The sequence below is a fragment of the Streptomyces sp. NPDC005408 genome, assembly GCF_040606445.1.
Taxonomy (GTDB): domain Bacteria; phylum Actinomycetota; class Actinomycetes; order Streptomycetales; family Streptomycetaceae; genus Streptomyces.
In genome coordinates this window covers 240,462-256,548 of sequence record NZ_JBEXEX010000004.1, presented here as the reverse complement: position 1 = coordinate 256,548, position 16,087 = coordinate 240,462, and the positions used below count along the sequence as shown (strand labels likewise).

At 69.2% G+C, this 16,087-nt stretch carries 18 protein-coding genes and 3 tRNA genes; 14 read left to right on the top strand and 7 right to left on the bottom strand.

All coding sequences use genetic code 11. The features are described from left to right. The first annotated feature begins 25 nt into the window (after positions 1-25). From ABZS64_RS06625 to ABZS64_RS06610, 4 genes are all read left to right on the top strand, one after another. Positions 26-1,603, top strand: coding sequence for an NADH-quinone oxidoreductase subunit M (locus tag ABZS64_RS06625; protein ID WP_355824126.1), 1,578 nt, complete (start codon positions 26-28; stop codon positions 1,601-1,603). After that, complete coding sequence (locus ABZS64_RS06620; protein ID WP_355823990.1) at positions 1,600-3,141, top strand: NADH-quinone oxidoreductase subunit N; 1,542 nt, start codon at positions 1,600-1,602, stop codon at positions 3,139-3,141. The genes ABZS64_RS06625 and ABZS64_RS06620 overlap by 4 nt, the downstream gene beginning before the upstream one ends. A gap of 147 nt (positions 3,142-3,288) precedes the next feature. Next, positions 3,289-4,152, top strand: coding sequence for a zinc metalloprotease HtpX (htpX, locus tag ABZS64_RS06615; protein ID WP_355823988.1), 864 nt, complete (start codon positions 3,289-3,291; stop codon positions 4,150-4,152). Next, a complete protein-coding gene (locus tag ABZS64_RS06610; protein WP_355823987.1) occupies positions 4,149-4,541 on the top strand; it encodes a YccF domain-containing protein in 393 nt (130 codons plus the stop codon). Before htpX ends, ABZS64_RS06610 begins: the two co-directional genes overlap by 4 nt. Before the next feature lie 108 nt (positions 4,542-4,649). Here ABZS64_RS06610 and ABZS64_RS06605 read toward each other — a convergent pair whose 3' ends face one another. Further along, complete coding sequence (locus tag ABZS64_RS06605) at positions 4,650-5,918, bottom strand: amino acid permease (RefSeq protein WP_355823984.1); 1,269 nt, start codon at positions 5,916-5,918, stop codon at positions 4,650-4,652. Positions 5,919-6,002: 84 nt separating this feature from the next. Between ABZS64_RS06605 and ABZS64_RS06600 the strand changes: the two genes are divergently transcribed. Then, positions 6,003-6,272 (top strand): GlsB/YeaQ/YmgE family stress response membrane protein, encoded by a 270-nt coding sequence (locus tag ABZS64_RS06600; RefSeq protein WP_355823982.1) that lies wholly within the window; start codon positions 6,003-6,005, stop codon positions 6,270-6,272. Positions 6,273-6,287: 15 nt separating this feature from the next. On the opposite strand, the gene ABZS64_RS06595 is transcribed toward ABZS64_RS06600, so the two are convergent. The 3 genes from ABZS64_RS06595 to ABZS64_RS06585 form a co-directional block, all read right to left on the bottom strand. Continuing rightward, positions 6,288-6,917, bottom strand: coding sequence for an alpha-ketoglutarate-dependent dioxygenase AlkB (locus ABZS64_RS06595; RefSeq protein ID WP_355823979.1), 630 nt, complete (start codon positions 6,915-6,917; stop codon positions 6,288-6,290). Positions 6,918-6,949: 32 nt separating this feature from the next. Then, entirely contained in the window at positions 6,950-7,462 is a 513-nt protein-coding gene (locus tag ABZS64_RS06590; protein WP_355824124.1) for a methylated-DNA--[protein]-cysteine S-methyltransferase, read from the bottom strand. 196 nt (positions 7,463-7,658) lie between these two features. Further along, positions 7,659-8,147 (bottom strand): YajQ family cyclic di-GMP-binding protein, encoded by a 489-nt coding sequence (locus tag ABZS64_RS06585; RefSeq protein WP_355823976.1) that lies wholly within the window; start codon positions 8,145-8,147, stop codon positions 7,659-7,661. Between the two features lie 195 nt (positions 8,148-8,342). On the opposite strand from ABZS64_RS06585, the gene ABZS64_RS06580 reads away from it, so the two are divergent. Next, a tRNA-Tyr gene (locus ABZS64_RS06580) sits at positions 8,343-8,424 on the top strand. Between the two features lie 117 nt (positions 8,425-8,541). Here the strand turns inward: ABZS64_RS06580 and ABZS64_RS06575 are convergent. From ABZS64_RS06575 to ABZS64_RS06565, 3 genes are all read right to left on the bottom strand, one after another. Further along, positions 8,542-9,039, bottom strand: a complete 498-nt coding sequence (locus ABZS64_RS06575) for a GyrI-like domain-containing protein (protein ID WP_355823974.1) — start codon at positions 9,037-9,039, stop codon at positions 8,542-8,544. Positions 9,040-9,116: 77 nt separating this feature from the next. Then, positions 9,117-9,773 (bottom strand): SDR family oxidoreductase, encoded by a 657-nt coding sequence (locus ABZS64_RS06570; protein WP_355823971.1) that lies wholly within the window; start codon positions 9,771-9,773, stop codon positions 9,117-9,119. A gap of 68 nt (positions 9,774-9,841) precedes the next feature. Continuing rightward, positions 9,842-11,074: an amidohydrolase family protein gene (locus ABZS64_RS06565; protein ID WP_355823968.1), complete on the bottom strand. Its 1,233-nt coding sequence runs from the start codon at positions 11,072-11,074 to the stop codon at positions 9,842-9,844. A 238-nt stretch (positions 11,075-11,312) separates the two neighbouring features. Between ABZS64_RS06565 and ABZS64_RS06560 the strand changes: the two genes are divergently transcribed. The 8 genes from ABZS64_RS06560 to ABZS64_RS06525 all read left to right on the top strand — a co-directional run bounded on the left by ABZS64_RS06560 (position 11,313) and on the right by ABZS64_RS06525 (position 16,084). Then, positions 11,313-11,385 (top strand) — tRNA-Thr (locus ABZS64_RS06560). A gap of 46 nt (positions 11,386-11,431) precedes the next feature. Further along, positions 11,432-11,504: transfer RNA gene (locus ABZS64_RS06555), tRNA-Met, on the top strand. Between the two features lie 88 nt (positions 11,505-11,592). After that, positions 11,593-11,757, top strand: a complete 165-nt coding sequence (gene rpmG, locus ABZS64_RS06550) for a 50S ribosomal protein L33 (RefSeq protein ID WP_003956487.1) — start codon at positions 11,593-11,595, stop codon at positions 11,755-11,757. 85 nt (positions 11,758-11,842) lie between these two features. Continuing rightward, entirely contained in the window at positions 11,843-12,295 is a 453-nt protein-coding gene (locus ABZS64_RS06545) for a MaoC family dehydratase N-terminal domain-containing protein (protein ID WP_355823966.1), read from the top strand. Continuing rightward, entirely contained in the window at positions 12,295-12,723 is a 429-nt protein-coding gene (locus tag ABZS64_RS06540) for a MaoC family dehydratase (RefSeq protein WP_355823963.1), read from the top strand. The genes ABZS64_RS06545 and ABZS64_RS06540 overlap by 1 nt, the downstream gene beginning before the upstream one ends. Before the next feature lie 130 nt (positions 12,724-12,853). Further along, positions 12,854-13,414 (top strand): TetR/AcrR family transcriptional regulator, encoded by a 561-nt coding sequence (locus ABZS64_RS06535; protein ID WP_355823961.1) that lies wholly within the window; start codon positions 12,854-12,856, stop codon positions 13,412-13,414. A 79-nt stretch (positions 13,415-13,493) separates the two neighbouring features. Next, positions 13,494-14,936 carry an MFS transporter gene (locus ABZS64_RS06530; protein WP_355823959.1) on the top strand — a complete coding sequence of 481 codons (1,443 nt, stop codon included), beginning with the start codon at positions 13,494-13,496 and terminating at the stop codon, positions 14,934-14,936. Positions 14,937-15,028: 92 nt separating this feature from the next. Further along, positions 15,029-16,084: a UDP-N-acetylmuramate dehydrogenase gene (locus ABZS64_RS06525; RefSeq protein WP_355823956.1), complete on the top strand. Its 1,056-nt coding sequence runs from the start codon at positions 15,029-15,031 to the stop codon at positions 16,082-16,084. Positions 16,085-16,087: the final 3 nt, after the last annotated feature.

Sequence of the window (16,087 nt, the reverse complement as noted above, 5' to 3'; positions counted from 1 at the left end):
CGTGATCGATATCAGCGAGTCCGTGATGCAGTTCCTTCTCGCGTTCATCGTCGTCGGCCCGCTCATCGGGGCGGGCGCCGCCCTCCTGCCCGCCCCGCCGGGGCTGCGCGGCAAGGGCCCGGACCAGGCGGTCCTGCGCCACGGCGTGACCGTCACCGGCGTGATCCTCGCCGCGGCGATCGTGCTCGCCATCGGCTTCGACCACGACCACCCGTCGAAGATGCAGGCCACGACGGACATCAGCTGGATCCCCGCACTCGATGTGCGGATCCACTTCGGTGTCGACGGCATTTCCCTCCCCCTTCTGGTCCTTACGGCGCTGCTGACCTTCCTGTGCGCGCTGTACAGCTACTTCAAGATGCCTTCGGGCCCGTCCCCGAAGGGCTTTGTCGCGCTTCTGCTGGTCCTGGAATCCGGGACTCTCGCGACCTTCGCCGTCCTCGACCTGCTGCTCTTCTTCCTGGCCTTCGAGATGGTGCTCATCCCGATGTACTTCCTCATCGCCCGCTGGGGCGGCGAGGAGCGGCATCCCGCCGCCTGGAGGTTCATCCTCTACACGCTGCTCGGCTCTGTGGTCATGCTGCTCGGCCTGCTGCTGATCGGGCTGAAGACCGGCACATTCGACATGGTGGCACTCGCCACTGACAACGGCCGTGGACTGACCGCATCCACGCAGGTCATCGCCGTTTTGGCGATCGGGATCGGGCTCGCTGTGAAGACCCCGATGTGGCCGCTGCACAGCTGGCTGCCGGACGCGCACACCGCCGCACCGACCGTTGGCTCCGTCCTGCTCGCCGGCGTACTGCTCAAGATGGGTACGTACGGATTCATCCGCATTGTGCTGCCCATCGCGCCCGACGGAATGCAGACCTTCGCGCCGTATCTCGCAGCCTTCGCCGTCGCCGGGATCATCTACGGATCTCTGGCCTGTCTCGCTCTCGCCAAGCATGGCGCGGGCGGCGACCTCAAGCGTCTGATCGCGTACTCCTCCGTCGGCCACATGGGCTTCGTGCTCCTGGGCATCGCGTCGATGACGCCGACCGGCGTCAACGGCGCGCTCTTCGCCAACATCGCCCACGGCCTCATCACCGGCCTCCTCTTCTTCCTGGTCGGAGCCCTCAAGGACCGCTACGGCACAGCCGACCTCGACACCCTCGCCGGCGCTACCGGAGCCGCCCTCTACGGCCGGGCCCCGCGCCTCGGCGGCCTCCTCGCCTTCGCCGCCGTCGCCTCGCTCGGCCTTCCCGGCCTCGCCGGATTCTGGGGCGAGATGCTCGCGCTGTTCGGCGCGTTCGACCCCGCCGAGGGCCTGAGCCGGCCGGCGTTCCTCACCTTTATGGCGATCGCCGGCTTCGGCACCCTGCTCACAGCCGCGTATCTCCTCGTGGTCGTGCGCCGTGTCTGCATGGGCGCGCTGCGACAGGAGGGGCAGACGGGGCAGGAACAGCAGGAAGTGAAGCCGCTCGCCGATGTCCAGAACTACGAGTTCGCGGCCTGGACCCCGCTCGTGGCCCTCACCGTCATCGCCGGACTCTGGCCCGCGGTCCTCCTCAGCCTTACCGACCCGGCCGTGCAGAAGCTCCTCGCAGGAGGCAATTCGTGACCGTGGCCGCCGACAGCGTCACCAGCCTCGTCCAGTCCGTCGACTGGCTCACGATCGCGCCTCCCACCATCACCGCGACGGTGGCCCTGATCGTCCTGGTTGCCGACCTCTTCGTATCCGAGAAGCGCAAGCCGCTGCTGGGGGCCATCGCGATCACCGGTCTTGTCGCCGCGCTGATCACCCTCCTTCCGTTGCGCAAGGGCAACCGCGCGACGTTCTGCCTCACGACCGACGCCGACGCATGCAGCTACACCGCCGATCACTTCACGCTGGTGATCCAGTTCCTCGTGCTCGGCGGCGCACTGCTCACCGCGCTGCTCTCGCTCCACGACACCCGCAAGCAACTCCCCGCAGGGGAGTTCTGGTTCCTGCTGCTCTCCTCAGCGGCCGGTGCGGCGCTGCTGCCCGCTTCACGCGACCTGGCCACTCTGGTTGTCGCCCTTGAGGTCGCATCGCTGCCGGCGTTCGCGCTCGTCGGCCTCAGGCGTGGCGACCGGCTCTCCAGCGAAGCCGCCCTGAAGTTCTTCCTCTCCTCGGTCACCGCGACCGCTGTGATGCTGCTCGGCGTCAGCTTTGTGTACGCCACGACGGGCACCCTGCACCTCACGCAGATCGCCACCGAGCTCGACAAGGTCCCCGGCCAGCTGGACAGCCTCGCCAAGGTGGGCGTCACGCTGACCCTCGTCGGCTTCGCCTTCAAGACGGCCGCGGTTCCCTTCCACTTCTGGGTTCCCGACACCTATGTGGGTGCCCCGCTCCCCATCGCCGCGTATCTCTCGGTCGTCGGAAAGGCCGTCGGTTTTTCCGGCCTCATCCTGGTGACGGTCATCGCCTTTCCGGGATACGCGGATGTCTGGGGTCCGGCCATGGCTGTCCTCGCGGCTCTCACCATGACCGTGGGCAATGTGGGTGCGCTGCGCCAGTCGGCCACGCGCGCGTGGAGTGCGGTACGCCTGCTGGCCTGGTCCTCCGTGGGGCAGGCCGGGTATCTGCTGGTGCCGATCGCGGCCGCCGCGTACTCCAGCGACGACCAGATCGGGGCGACCGTCGCGTACGCCCTGATGTACGCCGTGGTGAACCTCGGGGCCTTCGCGGTGGCGGCCGTCGTCGCCCGTACGCACCCGCTCAACCGGATCTCCGACTACCGCGGGCTCTACGCCACCCGCCCGTTCACCGCCCTTGCCATGGGCTTCTTCCTGCTCTGCCTGGCCGGCCTGCCGCCCGGCATCGTCGGTCTGTTCGCCAAGGTGACCGTCTTCTCCTCGGCTGTCGACGCCGGCCTGGGCTGGCTTGCCGTCATCATGGCCATCAACGTTGTGATCGCCCTGTACTACTACCTGCAGTGGACCGCGATCCTCTTCCGTGCCCCCGAACCGGCCGCTGAAGGAGCCGAGGAAAGCACAGAGGCGGCAGTACCCTCCACGAAGCGCGCCCCCGCCCCGGTCACCGTGGCCATCGCCCTGACCGCCGTCGTCGGCGTCGTCCTCTCCGGCTATCCGCAGCTGGTGCTCCGCTTCGCGGCGAGCAACTTGTTCTGAGCGGCACCCGATCGGCCCATTCCAAGGGCAGGAGCACAAGGGAACTAGCGTCCTTCGCCTGGCGTTGACCAGTACAGAAGGGTCCACTGGTGAGTGGAGCACCACCACGCAAAGGGTTCCCCTGCCGCACCACTTGGAGGGCGTACCGTGCACCGCCGGCACAACGGGCTGAAGACCGCCGTACTCCTCGGGGGGCTGTCCGCTCTCATCCTCCTTATCGGCAGTTTCTTCGGCCGTACGGGCCTGCTCATCGCGCTCGTCGTCGCGCTCGGCACCAACGCGTACGCCTACTGGAACAGCGACAAGCTGGCACTGCGGGCCATGCGCGCCCGCCCCGTCAGCGAATTCGAGGCGCCCGCGCTGTACCGCATCGTCCGTGAGCTCTCCACCGCCGCCCGTCAGCCCATGCCCAGCCTGTACATCTCGCCGACCCAGGCCCCCAATGCCTTCGCCACTGGACGCAACCCGCGCAATGCAGCGGTGTGCTGCACCGAGGGGATCCTGCGGATCCTCGACGAGCGCGAGCTGCGCGGCGTCATCGGCCACGAACTGAGCCATGTCTACAACCGCGACATCCTGATCTCCTCGGTCGCCGGCGCGCTGGCCTCCGTGGTGATGTTCCTGGTGAACTTCGCCTGGCTGATCCCCATAGGGCGCTCCGACGACGACGAGGGTCCCGGCCTCGTGGGCATGCTCCTGGTCATGATCCTCGGCCCGCTGGCCGCCTCGGTGATCCAGCTCGCCGTCAGCCGCTCGCGAGAGTACGAGGCCGATGCCTCGGGCGCCCAGCTCACTGGAGATCCGCTCGCCCTCGCGAGCGCTCTGCGCAAGCTCGACGCCGGTACCAAGCAGCTGCCGCTGCCGCCCGAGCCGCGCCTCGAGACCGCGAGTCATATGATGATCGCGAATCCGTTTCGTCCTGGTCCGGGTCTGTCCAAGATGTTCTCGACGCACCCGCCCATGGGGGAGCGCATTGCCCGACTCGAGCAAATGGCAGGTCGTCGCCCGTGAAAACAATCCTGAACGTCATCTGGCTCGTCCTGTGCGGCTTCTGGATGTTCCTCAGCTACATGGTCGCGGGACTCGTGCTGTGCATCACGATCATCGGCATCCCGTTCGGCCTCGCCGCGTTCCGCATCGGCGTGTACGCCCTCTGGCCCTTCGGCTACACCGTCGTGGAACGCCGTGATGCCGGAGCGCCGTCCTGCGTCGGCAATGTGCTGTGGCTGGTCCTCGCAGGATGGTGGCTGACGCTCGGCCACATCGTCACCGGCATCGCCCTGTGCATCACGATCATCGGTATCCCGCTGGGCATCGCCAACTTCAAGCTGATCCCGGTATCCCTGCTGCCGTTCGGCAAGGAGATCGTCCGCACGGACCAGCCGTTCGCCTCGCGATAGGCGGGAACGGCCGTCGGCCGCTTCGGCCCATGCGCCGGTGAGCTGCGCCGACGACCTGCGCCGACGACCTGCGCCGGACAGCTTGGCCTCGGCGAGTACGAGTCCGCGCTAGGCCCGTCGGCGCACCGCATACACCACCACGCCGACGGCCAGAACCGCCGCGCCTGCCGCCACGGAGAGGGCCGGGAGGGCGAAGGCCAGCACGAGGCATCCCACCAGCCCGCAGCCAGCGGTCACCCGCACCGTCATCGCCCCCGCCCCCGTCACCCGAACGGGCCTATCCCGGTCCGAGTCGGAACTGAGCGTCCACGCCGAGGCGTTAGCAATGGCGTAGTACACCAGCACTCCGAACGACGAAAAGCCGATCGCCCCGCGCACATCCGCCGTCGCCGCCACCACGGCGACGACAGCGCCCACCGCGAGCTCAGCGCGGTGCGGCACCTGGAAGCGAGGGTGCACGGCGGCCAGCGCGCCCGGCAGATGACCGTCCCGGGCCATCGCCAGCGTCGTCCGCGAGACGCCGAGAATCAGCGCGAGCAAAGACCCGAGCGCCGCCACCGCGGCCCCCACCCGCACCACGGGCGCCAGCCACTGGGCGCCCGCAGCCCGTACGGCATCGGCGAGCGGAGCCGTCGCCCGGCCCAACTCCCCGGCCCCCAGCACAGAAAGGACCGATACCGCCACGCACACATAGACCACCAGCGCGATGCCCAGCGCCAGCGGCACGGCGCGCGGGATCGTACGAGCCGGATCCTTCACCTCTTCGCCCAGCGTGGCGATCCGGGCGTACCCCGCGAACGCGAAGAACAGCAGCCCCGCCGCCTGGAGCACGCCGCCCGCCGATGCGTCCGCGCCCACATCCAGCCGCCCGAAGTCCGCCGAGTCCGACCCGAGGGAGACCACCACGACTGCAGCCAGGACCGCGAGTACCACCGCCACGATCGCCCGCGTCAGCCACGCCGACTTCTGAACGCCCCCGTAGTTCACGGCAGTCAGCGCCACCACCGCGGCGACCGCCACCGCGTGCGCCTGGTCCGGCCAGGCATACGCGCCCACCGTCAACGCCATCGCCGCGCACGAAGCGGTCTTCCCGACGATGAACGCCCAGCCCGCCAGATATCCCCAGAACTCGCCGAGCCGCTCCCGTCCGTACACATACGTCCCGCCGGAAGCCGGATAGAGCGCGGCGAGCCGCGCCGACGACATGGCGTTGCAGTACGCGATCACGGCCGCCAGTGCCAGCCCCAGCAGCAGGCCCGACCCGGCGGCACGGGCTGCGGGACCGAGCGCCGCGAAGATGCCCGCCCCGATCATCGACCCCAACCCGATCACGACCGCATCGAAGACTCCCAGGGACCGCCGCAGTTCCGGTGTCATGTGACGACCCTACTGATCTCCGCAACCGCGCTCAGTCCCCCTACGTCCTCCAGAGCAACACCGTACGAAAGGCAGGTTCACGGCATGGGCATCATCAGCTGGATCATTCTCGGGCTGCTCGCCGGCGCCATAGCCAAGATCCTGCTCCCGGGCCGAGACCCGGGCGGCCTGATCGGCACCACGCTCATAGGTGTGGCCGGAGCGTTCATCGGCGGCTGGATATCCGCCCGGTACCTGGACAGGCCCATCACCAACGAGTTCTACGACGGGGCCACTTGGGCCTCGGCCATCGGCGGCTCGCTCGTGCTGCTGATCATCTACCGGATCCTGTTCGGCCACTCGCGCTCGCGCTGACGCCCGCAGGGCCCCTCAGCCCGGCAGGCCGGTCTCCCGCAGGGTGATGTTCAGCCGTCCGCTGCTCATGCCCGTGGCCGGGTCGGCCGTGCCCGGGTACACCTTCGGCACCCCGTGGTAGGCGAAGCGCGCGGGTCCGCCGAAGACGAAGAGGTCCCCGGAGGCCAGCTCCACATCCGTGTAGGGCTGCTTTCGCGTCTCGGTGTTCCCGAACCGGAAGACACAGCCGTCGCCGATGCTCAGGGACACCACGGGAGCGCCGGAGCGTTCCTCCTTGTCCTGATGCATCCCCATCCGCGCCGTGCCGTCATAAAAGTTGATCAGTGCGGTGTCGGGGGTGTACGTCTGATCCGCCTCGTCCTGCCCGTACGCGGCGACCAGTGCCGAGCGGCCCAACTCCACCAGCCAGTCGGGGAATTCGGCGACCCTCGCGCCGTTCACATCGTCCGCCGTGCGGCTGTACCGGTACGGCTGCCAGTGCCACCCCACGCACACGGTCTGCACGGACATCTCGCCACCGCCCGGCAGCACCGTGTGCCGGATCGGCGCCGGGCCGCGCGCCCAGGCGCGGCAGGCCTCCACCAGTTCCCGCTGTCGCTCCACCGGCAGCCACCCCGGCACATGCACCGCCCCCGGGGCGATCACCGCCCGCTCCCTGGGGAACAGTGCCTCGCCCCTCACGGCGTCGGCACGCCTTCGAGTCCGAGGAGCCGCTCCTTGCGCTCCAGCCCGCCCGCGTACCCGCGCAGTGTGCCGTCCGCCCCGATCACCCGGTGGCACGGCCGCACCACGAGCAGCGGATTGCGCCCGATCGCGGTCCCTACGGCGCGCACCCCCGCAGCCGAGGTGCCGATCCGTTCGGCGATCTGTCCGTACGTGGCCGTAGCCCCGTACGGAATCTCCTCCAGCGCCTGCCACACCCGACGCTGGAAATCGCTTCCGCCGTCCACGTACTCGATCTCGAAGTGGGTCAGCCGGCCCTCGAAGTACCCGTCGAGCTGCCTGCTGATCTCCTTGAAGGCCGCGGGGTCGCGCTGCCACCCGTCCCGGACGACGGCCGCTCCCTTCTGGCCGGGTAGCGAGAGTGAGGCAAGCGCGGTGCCGCCCTTGGCCGTGGCGGACTCCTCGCCGACCAGCAGCAGTTCGCCCAGCGGGCTGTCGATGGTCGTGTAGACCGTCCTCGCGGTCATGGCAGTCATGGCTCGTTCCTCTCCTCGCAGCGTGTCCTGCGTCCCACGCCTACGAGTCTGCGACGCCCGTTCCGCCGAAGCTGGCGGTATTCGGACATCACGCCGGGCGCCGCCTTCCCCCGGTCCCCAGCAGCACGGGGCGGGGGCGGGGCGGCCGAGCCGCTCCGCCCCCGGTTGCCCGGCGCCCACGCCGGAATCAGCGGTAGTTCACGAACTGCAGCGCGAACTCGAAGTCCTGGCCCTTCAGCAGCGCCTGGACGGTCTGCAGGTCGTCCCGGCTCTTCGAGCTGACCCGCAGCTCGTCGCCCTGGACCTGCGCCTTGACGCCCTTCGGGCCCTCGTCGCGGATGATCTTCGCGACCTTCTTGGCGTTCTCCTGGGAGATGCCTTCCTCGATCGAGGCGAAGATCTTGTACTCCTTGCCGGACAGCTGGGGCTCGCCCGCGTCCAGCGCCTTCAGCGAGATCCCGCGCTTGACCAGCTTGGTCTGGAAGACGTCGAGGATGGCGGCGACCCGCTCCTCGGAGTTGGCCTGCATAAGGATCTTCTCGCCGGACCAGGCGATCGAAGCCCCGACGTTCTTGAAGTCGTAGCGCTGAGAGATCTCCTTCGCGGCCTGGTTGAGGGCGTTGTCGACCTCCTGCCGCTCGACCTTCGAGACGATGTCGAAACTGGAGTCGGCCATGTCCTGTGGCTCCTTGTATCGGGTGCGTGGAGGCGCGGCCGGAAGACCCCGGACCGCTCCCGCAAGCCTAGCCACCCGCACCGGCCCCGAGGGCTGATCAATCCGGTGGCGAACCACCCCCGGGCATCAGGTATCGTTTACGTCGTTGCCACGGAGCGCCGCCCCACAGCGGTCACTCTTTCGGCGATATCCCATGGCGGTGTGCCCGAGTGGCCAATGGGAACGGACTGTAAATCCGTCGGCTCTGCCTACCCAGGTTCGAATCCTGGCGCCGCCACGTGATGATGATGGCCCCCGATCTGCGGAAACGCGGACCGGGGGCCATCGTCGTATGCGCCGCGCCCGCGCCCGCCGCACACATCCCCTCGGCGCGGACGGCCGCCAGGTCCACCCCTCAGTCCGCAAGCCGGAACGCCAGCTCGATCTCCCATTTGGACGGGTCCGGCTCGACGCGGGGGTCGGTCAGATACGACTCCAGACGGCAGCCCCAGCGCTCGGCGCCGTCGACGACCGTCATGTCCCACTCCAGGTCCTCCCGGTCCGCCCACTCGCGTACCGCCGTGATCACCCCGAACAGCTGGTCGGGGTGGCCGACATGGGTGACCGTCACGTAGCGGCCCGGGGGCAGCACGGCGACTCCGATATCGCCTTCGGGTTCCGGCATGGACGCGACGGGCACGCCCGCCTCGACCTCCGACTCCGCTTCCATGTCGATGCTGTTGAAGCGGAAGAAGGGGGCGCCGGCGAGTTCCGCGCCGCGCCCGGTCAGCCAGCCGAACAGTTCCGGCAGCCGGTCCGCGATCGCAGCGAAGGCGTCCATCCGTACGGATCCGCGGATGAAGGCGTAGAGCCGCTCTTCGCGCTCCACGACCGTCGGGTGAATCTCAGGCATGTGTTCCCTCATGGCTTCAAAGACTGTATGGAGAACGGAAACTCATCGACCGAGCGATTCGGCGGTTCGCCGTGGGTTCAGTTTCCGGCGATGTCCTTCACTGCGACGGTCACCGGTACCGAGCCGCTGATCAGCTCCAGCGTCAGCCCCGCCGTGCCCGGTGTCTCAACGAACTCCGCGAGCACCGCCGCCACATCGTCCCGTGGCACAGTCCCGCGGCCCGTCTTCGCCTTCAGCTGTACGAGACCGGTGCCCGCGTCGTTCGTCAGCGTGCCCGGCCGCAGAATCGTCCAGTCGAGGCCCGTCCGGGACCGTACGTCGTCGTCCGCCGCGCCCTTCGCCCGCAAGTAGACGTCGAACTCGCCGTCGCCCGGGTGCTGCGCGTCCGCGCCCATCGACGAAACCACGATGTACCGCCGTACGCCTGCCCGTTCCGCGGCGTCCGCGAACAGCACCGCCGCGCCCCGGTCCACCGTGTCCTTGCGTGCCGTGCCGCTGGACGGGCCCGCGCCCGCCGCGAAGACGGCGGCGCCGGCGCCCTGAAGCACCGCGGCGACCTCCTCCACCGAGGCCGACTCCAGGTCGAGCAGGACCGGTTCGGCACCGGCCTCGCGCAGGTCGTCACCCTGTTCCGCTCTGCGGATGATGCCCGCGACCTCATGCCCGCCCGCCGAGAGCAGCCGCTCCAGGCGGAGTGCGATCTGACCGTGTCCTCCAGCGATGACAATGCGCATGACTACGACGGTACGTCCCAAGCGCCGAGCTCGCTCATGGACACGCCTTCTCCGACGTCAAGCAGACGTCAGGGGCAGGTGTCCGGCCGCCCCTGCCGCGGCAGTTCGAGCGCGACCGCGGCCGCCGAGTCGCAGTACTCCCGTACCGCGCTCGTCCGGGCCACCACCCGTCCGCGGTGAATCACGATCCGGCTGTACCCCAGCGAAAGCACCCCCGAGATCCGCTCGCCGCGCACCGCGAGCAGCTCCGCCGGGAAGCCCGCCTCCACCCGTACCTCGGGCAGCCCCATCGCCTGCCGCGCGGCCCCCGCCACCGCCCCGTACGCGTCGCGCGCCGGCATCCCACCCTGCGAGGCCAGCAGATATGCGGCCTCCAGCGGATCGCCGCGGCCCACCGGATTCGAGACGTCCCGCAGCGCCCCACTGCCCGCCGCGACCCGCACCCCGGCGGCGCGCAGCAGGCGCACCGGCGCGTTGCCCCGCTGTTCGACGGCCCCGCAGCCGCCCTGCGGCACGGACACCACCGTGACCCCGGCCGCGGCCAGCTGGTCGGCCGCCCTCGACGCCACATCGCGCGGAAGCCGTGCGAGCCCCGCGCACGGCCCGATCACAACGCCGGGCCGCAGCCCGCCCGCCATCGCCGCCAGCCGGGCGAGCCGGGCCGGATCGTCGCCGTGGGTGTGCAGATCGACAGGGCAGCCGTGCTCGGCCGCGACCTCGAGGACGGCTTCCGCGTATCCGGTCGGATCGGGGTCGGCGTCCGGGCAGCCACCCACCACCCCGGCGCCCATCTTCACCGCGTCCCGCAGCATCGCAAGGCCGTCGGCCCCCGCGACGCCCGTGAGCAGTCTGGGCACGGCCACAGCCGTCAGATCCGCGAGCCCGCGCAGCGAGCGCCGCGCCTGCAGCACCGCCTCCAGCGGACCGAGCCCCTGCACATCCCCGATCCGTACGTGCGAGCGCAGCGCCGTCGCCCCGTGTCCCAGCTGCAGCAGGGCGGCCTCGGTGGCACGCCGCTGGACGTCCTCGGTGTCGTACGAAACGGGTCCGGGGCAGTCGGCGGTCAGCGCCGTGTCCCCATGGGTGTGCGGTTCGGCCGGGGCGGGCAGCAGCAGATACCCGCTCAGGTCGACCCGGGTGCAGTGCGGGGTGAGGCTGCCCGCGGTGCCGACCGCCTCGATGCGGCCGCCGCTGAGCCGTACGTCGACGGTGCGGCCGTCCGTGAGCCGGGCGCCGCAGAGCAGCAGCGCGGTGGTGTCCGCCGTGGCGCCGTCGGGTGGCTGCGGCTGGCTGTCGGGCATCGCGCTCCTGTGTGGGGCGGTGGGCTCGGGCGGCGTGATGGAAAACAGGATCACGAGGGCAAGATCACGCGGCGTGGGTCGAGCCTAGGGGGTGCCGAGCGCGCTTCGAGGAGGAGCGCAATAGTCGTACCGGTGTGGCCACGAGTGGCGTACGGGACGGGCGGGGCTCAGGCCGTGCGGCGGGCGCCGAAACGGATTTGGGCGATCGGCGACCGACCGTGTAATGTCTTCATCGCTCGCCCCAATAGCTCAGTCGGTAGAGCGTCTCCATGGTAAGGAGAAGGTCTACGGTTCGATTCCGTATTGGGGCTCTGATGTCGGGGATCCTCACCCTCGGGTGAGGAGATCCGGTATCGCAGCGGTGTAGCTCAGTCGGTAGAGCAAGCGGCTCATAATCGCTGTGTCACCGGTTCAAGTCCGGTCACCGCTACACACAGTAGCCGATTGTGGGGTCGGTCCTCCGATCGGCTACTCTTTTATGCGTTCATCCGTCAACCGTCCGTCCAAGGAGCACTCACGTGGCTGCCACCGACGTCCGCCCGAAGATCACGCTGGCCTGCGTGGAGTGCAAGGAGCGGAACTACATCACCAAGAAGAACCGGCGTAACAACCCGGACCGTCTTGAGATGAAGAAGCACTGCCCGCGCTGCAACTCGCACACGGCGCACCGCGAAACGCGCTAATCAGGCTCGTATACGAGGCCGCCCCCGACTCGGGGGCGGCCTCGTGTCATTTGTTGAGGTCCAACTGTCAGGAGGGAGCCAGTCCATGGCGCTCGACCAGTCCTTCGTGGGGCGGACATATCCGCCCACCTCGCCTTATGAGGTAGGCCGGGAAAAGATCCGCGAGTTCGCCGAGGCTGTGGGCGACGCCAATCCCGCGTACACCGACCCGGATGCCGCCAAGGCGCTCGGCCACTCCGATGTGATCGCGCCGCCGACTTTCGCTTTTGCGATCACTTTCAAGGCGGCTGAACAGGTCACTCAGGACCCGCAGTTGGGACTGGACTACGACCGCGTGGTGCACCGCGAGCAGAAGTTCGCGTACACCCGGCCGGTCGGCGCGGGGGACCGGCTCATCGTCACCTCGACGATCGAGTCCATCAAGTCCCTTGCGGGCAACGACGTCCTGGACATCCGCGGCGAGGTGCACGACGAGGCCGGCGCGCATGTCGTGACCGCGTGGACCAAGCTGGTGGCGCGCGCCGCCGAGGAGGCGTGATGACGGCGAAGATCTCTTACGCGGACGTCGAGGTCGGCACTGAGCTTCCGGCGCAGAGCTTTCCGGTGACGCGGGCGACGCTGGTGCAGTACGCCGGCGCCTCGGGGGACTTCAATCCGATCCACTGGAACGAGAAGTTCGCCACGGAGGTAGGGCTTCCCGATGTGATCGCGCACGGCATGTTCACGATGGCCGAGGCGGTCCGTGTGGTGACCGACTGGGTGGGCGACCCTGGCGCGGTCGTCGAGTACGGCGTCCGCTTCACCAAGCCCGTCGTCGTGCCGAACGATGAGAAGGGCGCGCTGATCGAGGTCAGCGGCAAGGTCGCGGCCAAGCTGGACGACAACCGCGTACAGGTCGACGTGACGGTGATGAGCGAGGGGCAGAAGGTGCTGAGCATGTCCCGCGCGGTGGTGCAGCTCGCCTGAGAGTCCCGCCCGGGCGGCGAGTCCCGGCGATACGGCGATGAGTAAGGGGCACCCCTCCCTGCGGGTGCCCCTTACGTCGTCCTGTCGGCCTCTCTTGACTTCGTTAGTGATTGGCCACTAACTTAGTCATATGGCCAGGATGAGTGCAGCAGAGCGACGCGAGAGCGTTATCCATGCCGCGGTCACCGAGTTCGCGCGCGGCGGTTACGACGGGACCTCCACCGAGGCGATCGCCAAGCGGGTCGGCGTATCGCAGCCGTATCTCTTCCGGCTTTTCAAGAACAAGCAGGAGCTCTTCCTCGCGGCGGCGACCCGCTGCCTGGAGCAGACCCGCCAGGCGATGGCCGACGCCGCGCGTGATGTGCCGCCTGAAGAGGTGCACTTGGCGATGGGTACCGCGTACAAGAAGCTTCTGGCCGACGACCCCGACAAGCTGCTCATGCAGATGCAGGTGTACGTGGCCGTGGCCTCGGCCGAGGCGGCCGGGGACCATGAGTTCGGCGAGGCGATCCGGGCCGAATGGGAGAAGCTGTGGGACTTCTCCCATCTGGCGCTCGGCGCCGATGTGCAGGAGACCACGTACTTCCTCTCCTACGGGATGCTCATCAACGTCCTTGCCTCGCTGGGCTTCCCGAAGAGGCATCGGGTCTGGTCGGCCTTCGACATGTCCAAGATTCCGGTAGCGGAGTAGGGCCTCGCGCTTTCATCTGTGCGCGCACTTCTCTGCCCACGAAAGTTAGTCATCGATAACTAACATCAGGGGAAACGTCATGGAACAGAGCACGGCCCGCCGCGGCAGCGCCGCCTGGGCACTCGTCATCACCAGCGTCGCCGGTTTCATGGCGGCTCTCGACAACCTCGTCGTGACCACCGCCCTCCCCTCCATCCGCAAGGATCTCGGAGGCGCGCTGGAGGACCTGGAGTGGACGGTGAGCGCGTACACCCTCACCTTCGCCGTCCTGCTGATGTTCGGTGCCGCGCTCGGCGACCGTTTCGGCCGCCGCAGGCTGTTCATAGCGGGTCTGGCCGTCTTCACCGGCGCATCCGCCGCGGCGGCCCTCGCGCCCGGCATCGACGCCCTCATCGCGGCCCGCGCCGTCCAGGGCGTCGGCGCCGCAATCATGATGCCGCTCACCCTGACCCTGCTCACAGCGGCCGTCCCCGTGGCCCGCCGCGGCGCGGCCCTCGGCATCTTCAGCGCTGTCACCGGCCTCGCCGTCGCCAGCGGACCGCTCATCGGCGGCAGCCTGACCGAGCACATCTCCTGGCAGTGGATCTTCTGGCTGAACGTCCCGATCGGCCTGGCCCTGCTGCCGCTGGCCCGGCTGCGCCTGGACGAGTCGTACGCCCCCAACGCCCGGCTCGACATCCCCGGCACCCTGCTCGTCAGCGGCGGCCTCTTCGGAATCGTCTACGCCCTGGTCAACGGCCAGGCCGACGGCTGGTCCAGCACCCCGATCCTGGCCGGTCTGATCGTGGGCACACTGCTCCTGATTGCCTTCGTACGCCACGGTCTGACCAGCAAGAACCCCATGCTGCCGATGCGGCTGTTCCGGCAGCGCGCCTTCTTCGGCATCAATGCCGCGAGCCTGCTGATGTTCCTGGGGATGTTCGGCTCGATCTTCCTGCTGAGCCAGTTCATGCAGGGAGTCGCCGGGTACTCGCCCACCGAGGCGGGGCTGCGGATGCTCCCCTGGACCGGTATGCCGCTGATCGTCGCGCCCATCGCGGGCATCCTCTCGGACAGGATCGGCGGCCGCCCGGTCGTCGCCACGGGCCTCGCTCTGCAGGCCGTGGGGCTCGCGCTCTTCGCCCTGGTCCTTGAGCCGGGTGTGTCGTACTCGGCGCAGCTGCCCGGTCTGATCCTCGGCGGCGTCGGCATGGCGCTGTACTTCGCCCCCGCGGCCAGCGTGGTCATGTCCAGCGTCAGCCCGGCCGAGCAGGGCATCGCATCCGGCGCCAACAACGCCCTGCGCGAGGTCGGCGGAGCGCTCGGTATCGCGGTTCTGGGTGCGGTCTTCGCCGCCCAGGGCAGCTACGAGTCCCCCCAGGCCTTCACCGACGGCACCGTCCCGGCACTGTGGATCGGCGCGGGCGCGGTGGCAGTCGCGGCGCTGATCGCCCTGCTGATCCCGGGCCGCCGCCACACGACCCCGGCGGACGCCCCGGTCATCTCCGAGGCCGTCGAGACGCCCGCACCCGTCGCCGTGTGATCCGTCCTTGTGTGACCCGTACGACAGAGGTGTACGCATCCGGTCCGTGGCCCCGCCCGAGCGGTGGAGCCACGGACCGTACCCTTGTCCCCGTGCAGGAACTCCACGACGCCCCCCTCGCCCCCCTGACCACCTTCCGGCTCGGCGGCCCCGCGACCCGCCTCGTCACGGCGACCACCGACGACGAGGTGATCGCTGTCGTACGCGATGCGGATGCCGCTGGCACCCCGCTGCTGATCATCGGCGGCGGCAGCAACCTGGTCATCGGTGACAAGGGCTTCGACGGCACCGCGCTGCGCATCGCCACCCGCGGTTTCGAACTGTCCGGGACCACGCTGGAGTTGGCGGCCGGCGAGGTCTGGACGGACGCCGTCGCGCGCACCGTGGAGGCGGGCCTCGCGGGCATCGAGTGCCTGGCCGGCATCCCCGGCTCTGCCGGTGCCACGCCGATCCAGAACGTCGGCGCGTACGGCCAGGAAGTCTCCAGCACCATCACCGAGGTCGTCGCCTACGACCGCCGCACCGGCGAGACGGTCACCGTCCCGAACGCCGAGTGCGCCTTCTCCTACCGCCACAGCCGCTTCAAGCAGGACCCCGAGCGCTATGTCGTCCTGCGGGTCCGCTTCGAGCTGGAGGACGCGGGGGGTCTGTCGGCACCCCTCAAGTACGCCGAGACGGCGCGCGCCCTCGGCGTCGAGGCGGGCGACCGAGTCCCGGCGGCCGCGGCCCGGGAGACCGTGCTGAAGCTGCGCGCCGGGAAGGGCATGGTGCTGGACCCTGAGGACCACGACACCTGGTCGGCGGGCTCGTTCTTCACCAATCCGATCCTGGAGCAGGCCGCGTACGAGAACTTCCTCGCCCGGGTCCACGACCGGCTCGGTCCCGACGTCGCGCCGCCCGCCTTCCCGGCGGGGGAGGGGCGCACCAAGACCTCTGCGGCCTGGCTGATCGACAAGGCCGGTTTCACCAAGGGGTACGGCAACGGTCCGGCCCGTATCTCCACCAAGCACACGCTCGCGCTCACCAACCGCGGCGAGGCCACGACCGAGGACCTGCTGGCGCTGGCCCGCGAGGTCGTGGCGGGGGTGCGCGAGGCATTCGGCGTCACGCTGGTCAACGAGCCGGTGACGGTCGGCGTCAGTCTGTAAAGG

Coding starts and splice junctions, on each gene's coding strand:
- ABZS64_RS06540 (WP_355823963.1), top strand. CDS start 12,295: ATGACGGCGAAGATCTCTTACGCGGACGTCGAGGTCGGCACTGAGCTT.
- ABZS64_RS06545 (WP_355823966.1), top strand. CDS start 11,843: ATGGCGCTCGACCAGTCCTTCGTGGGGCGGACATATCCGCCCACCTCG.
- ABZS64_RS06565 (WP_355823968.1), bottom strand. CDS start 11,074: ATGCCCGACAGCCAGCCGCAGCCACCCGACGGCGCCACGGCGGACACC.
- ABZS64_RS06590 (WP_355824124.1), bottom strand. CDS start 7,462: ATGACCGCGAGGACGGTCTACACGACCATCGACAGCCCGCTGGGCGAA.
- ABZS64_RS06585 (WP_355823976.1), bottom strand. CDS start 8,147: ATGGCCGACTCCAGTTTCGACATCGTCTCGAAGGTCGAGCGGCAGGAG.
- ABZS64_RS06575 (WP_355823974.1), bottom strand. CDS start 9,039: ATGCCTGAGATTCACCCGACGGTCGTGGAGCGCGAAGAGCGGCTCTAC.
- ABZS64_RS06535 (WP_355823961.1), top strand. CDS start 12,854: ATGGCCAGGATGAGTGCAGCAGAGCGACGCGAGAGCGTTATCCATGCC.
- ABZS64_RS06600 (WP_355823982.1), top strand. CDS start 6,003: ATGGGCATCATCAGCTGGATCATTCTCGGGCTGCTCGCCGGCGCCATA.
- ABZS64_RS06530 (WP_355823959.1), top strand. CDS start 13,494: ATGGAACAGAGCACGGCCCGCCGCGGCAGCGCCGCCTGGGCACTCGTC.
- ABZS64_RS06605 (WP_355823984.1), bottom strand. CDS start 5,918: ATGACACCGGAACTGCGGCGGTCCCTGGGAGTCTTCGATGCGGTCGTG.
- ABZS64_RS06570 (WP_355823971.1), bottom strand. CDS start 9,773: ATGCGCATTGTCATCGCTGGAGGACACGGTCAGATCGCACTCCGCCTG.
- ABZS64_RS06625 (WP_355824126.1), top strand. CDS start 26: ATGCAGTTCCTTCTCGCGTTCATCGTCGTCGGCCCGCTCATCGGGGCG.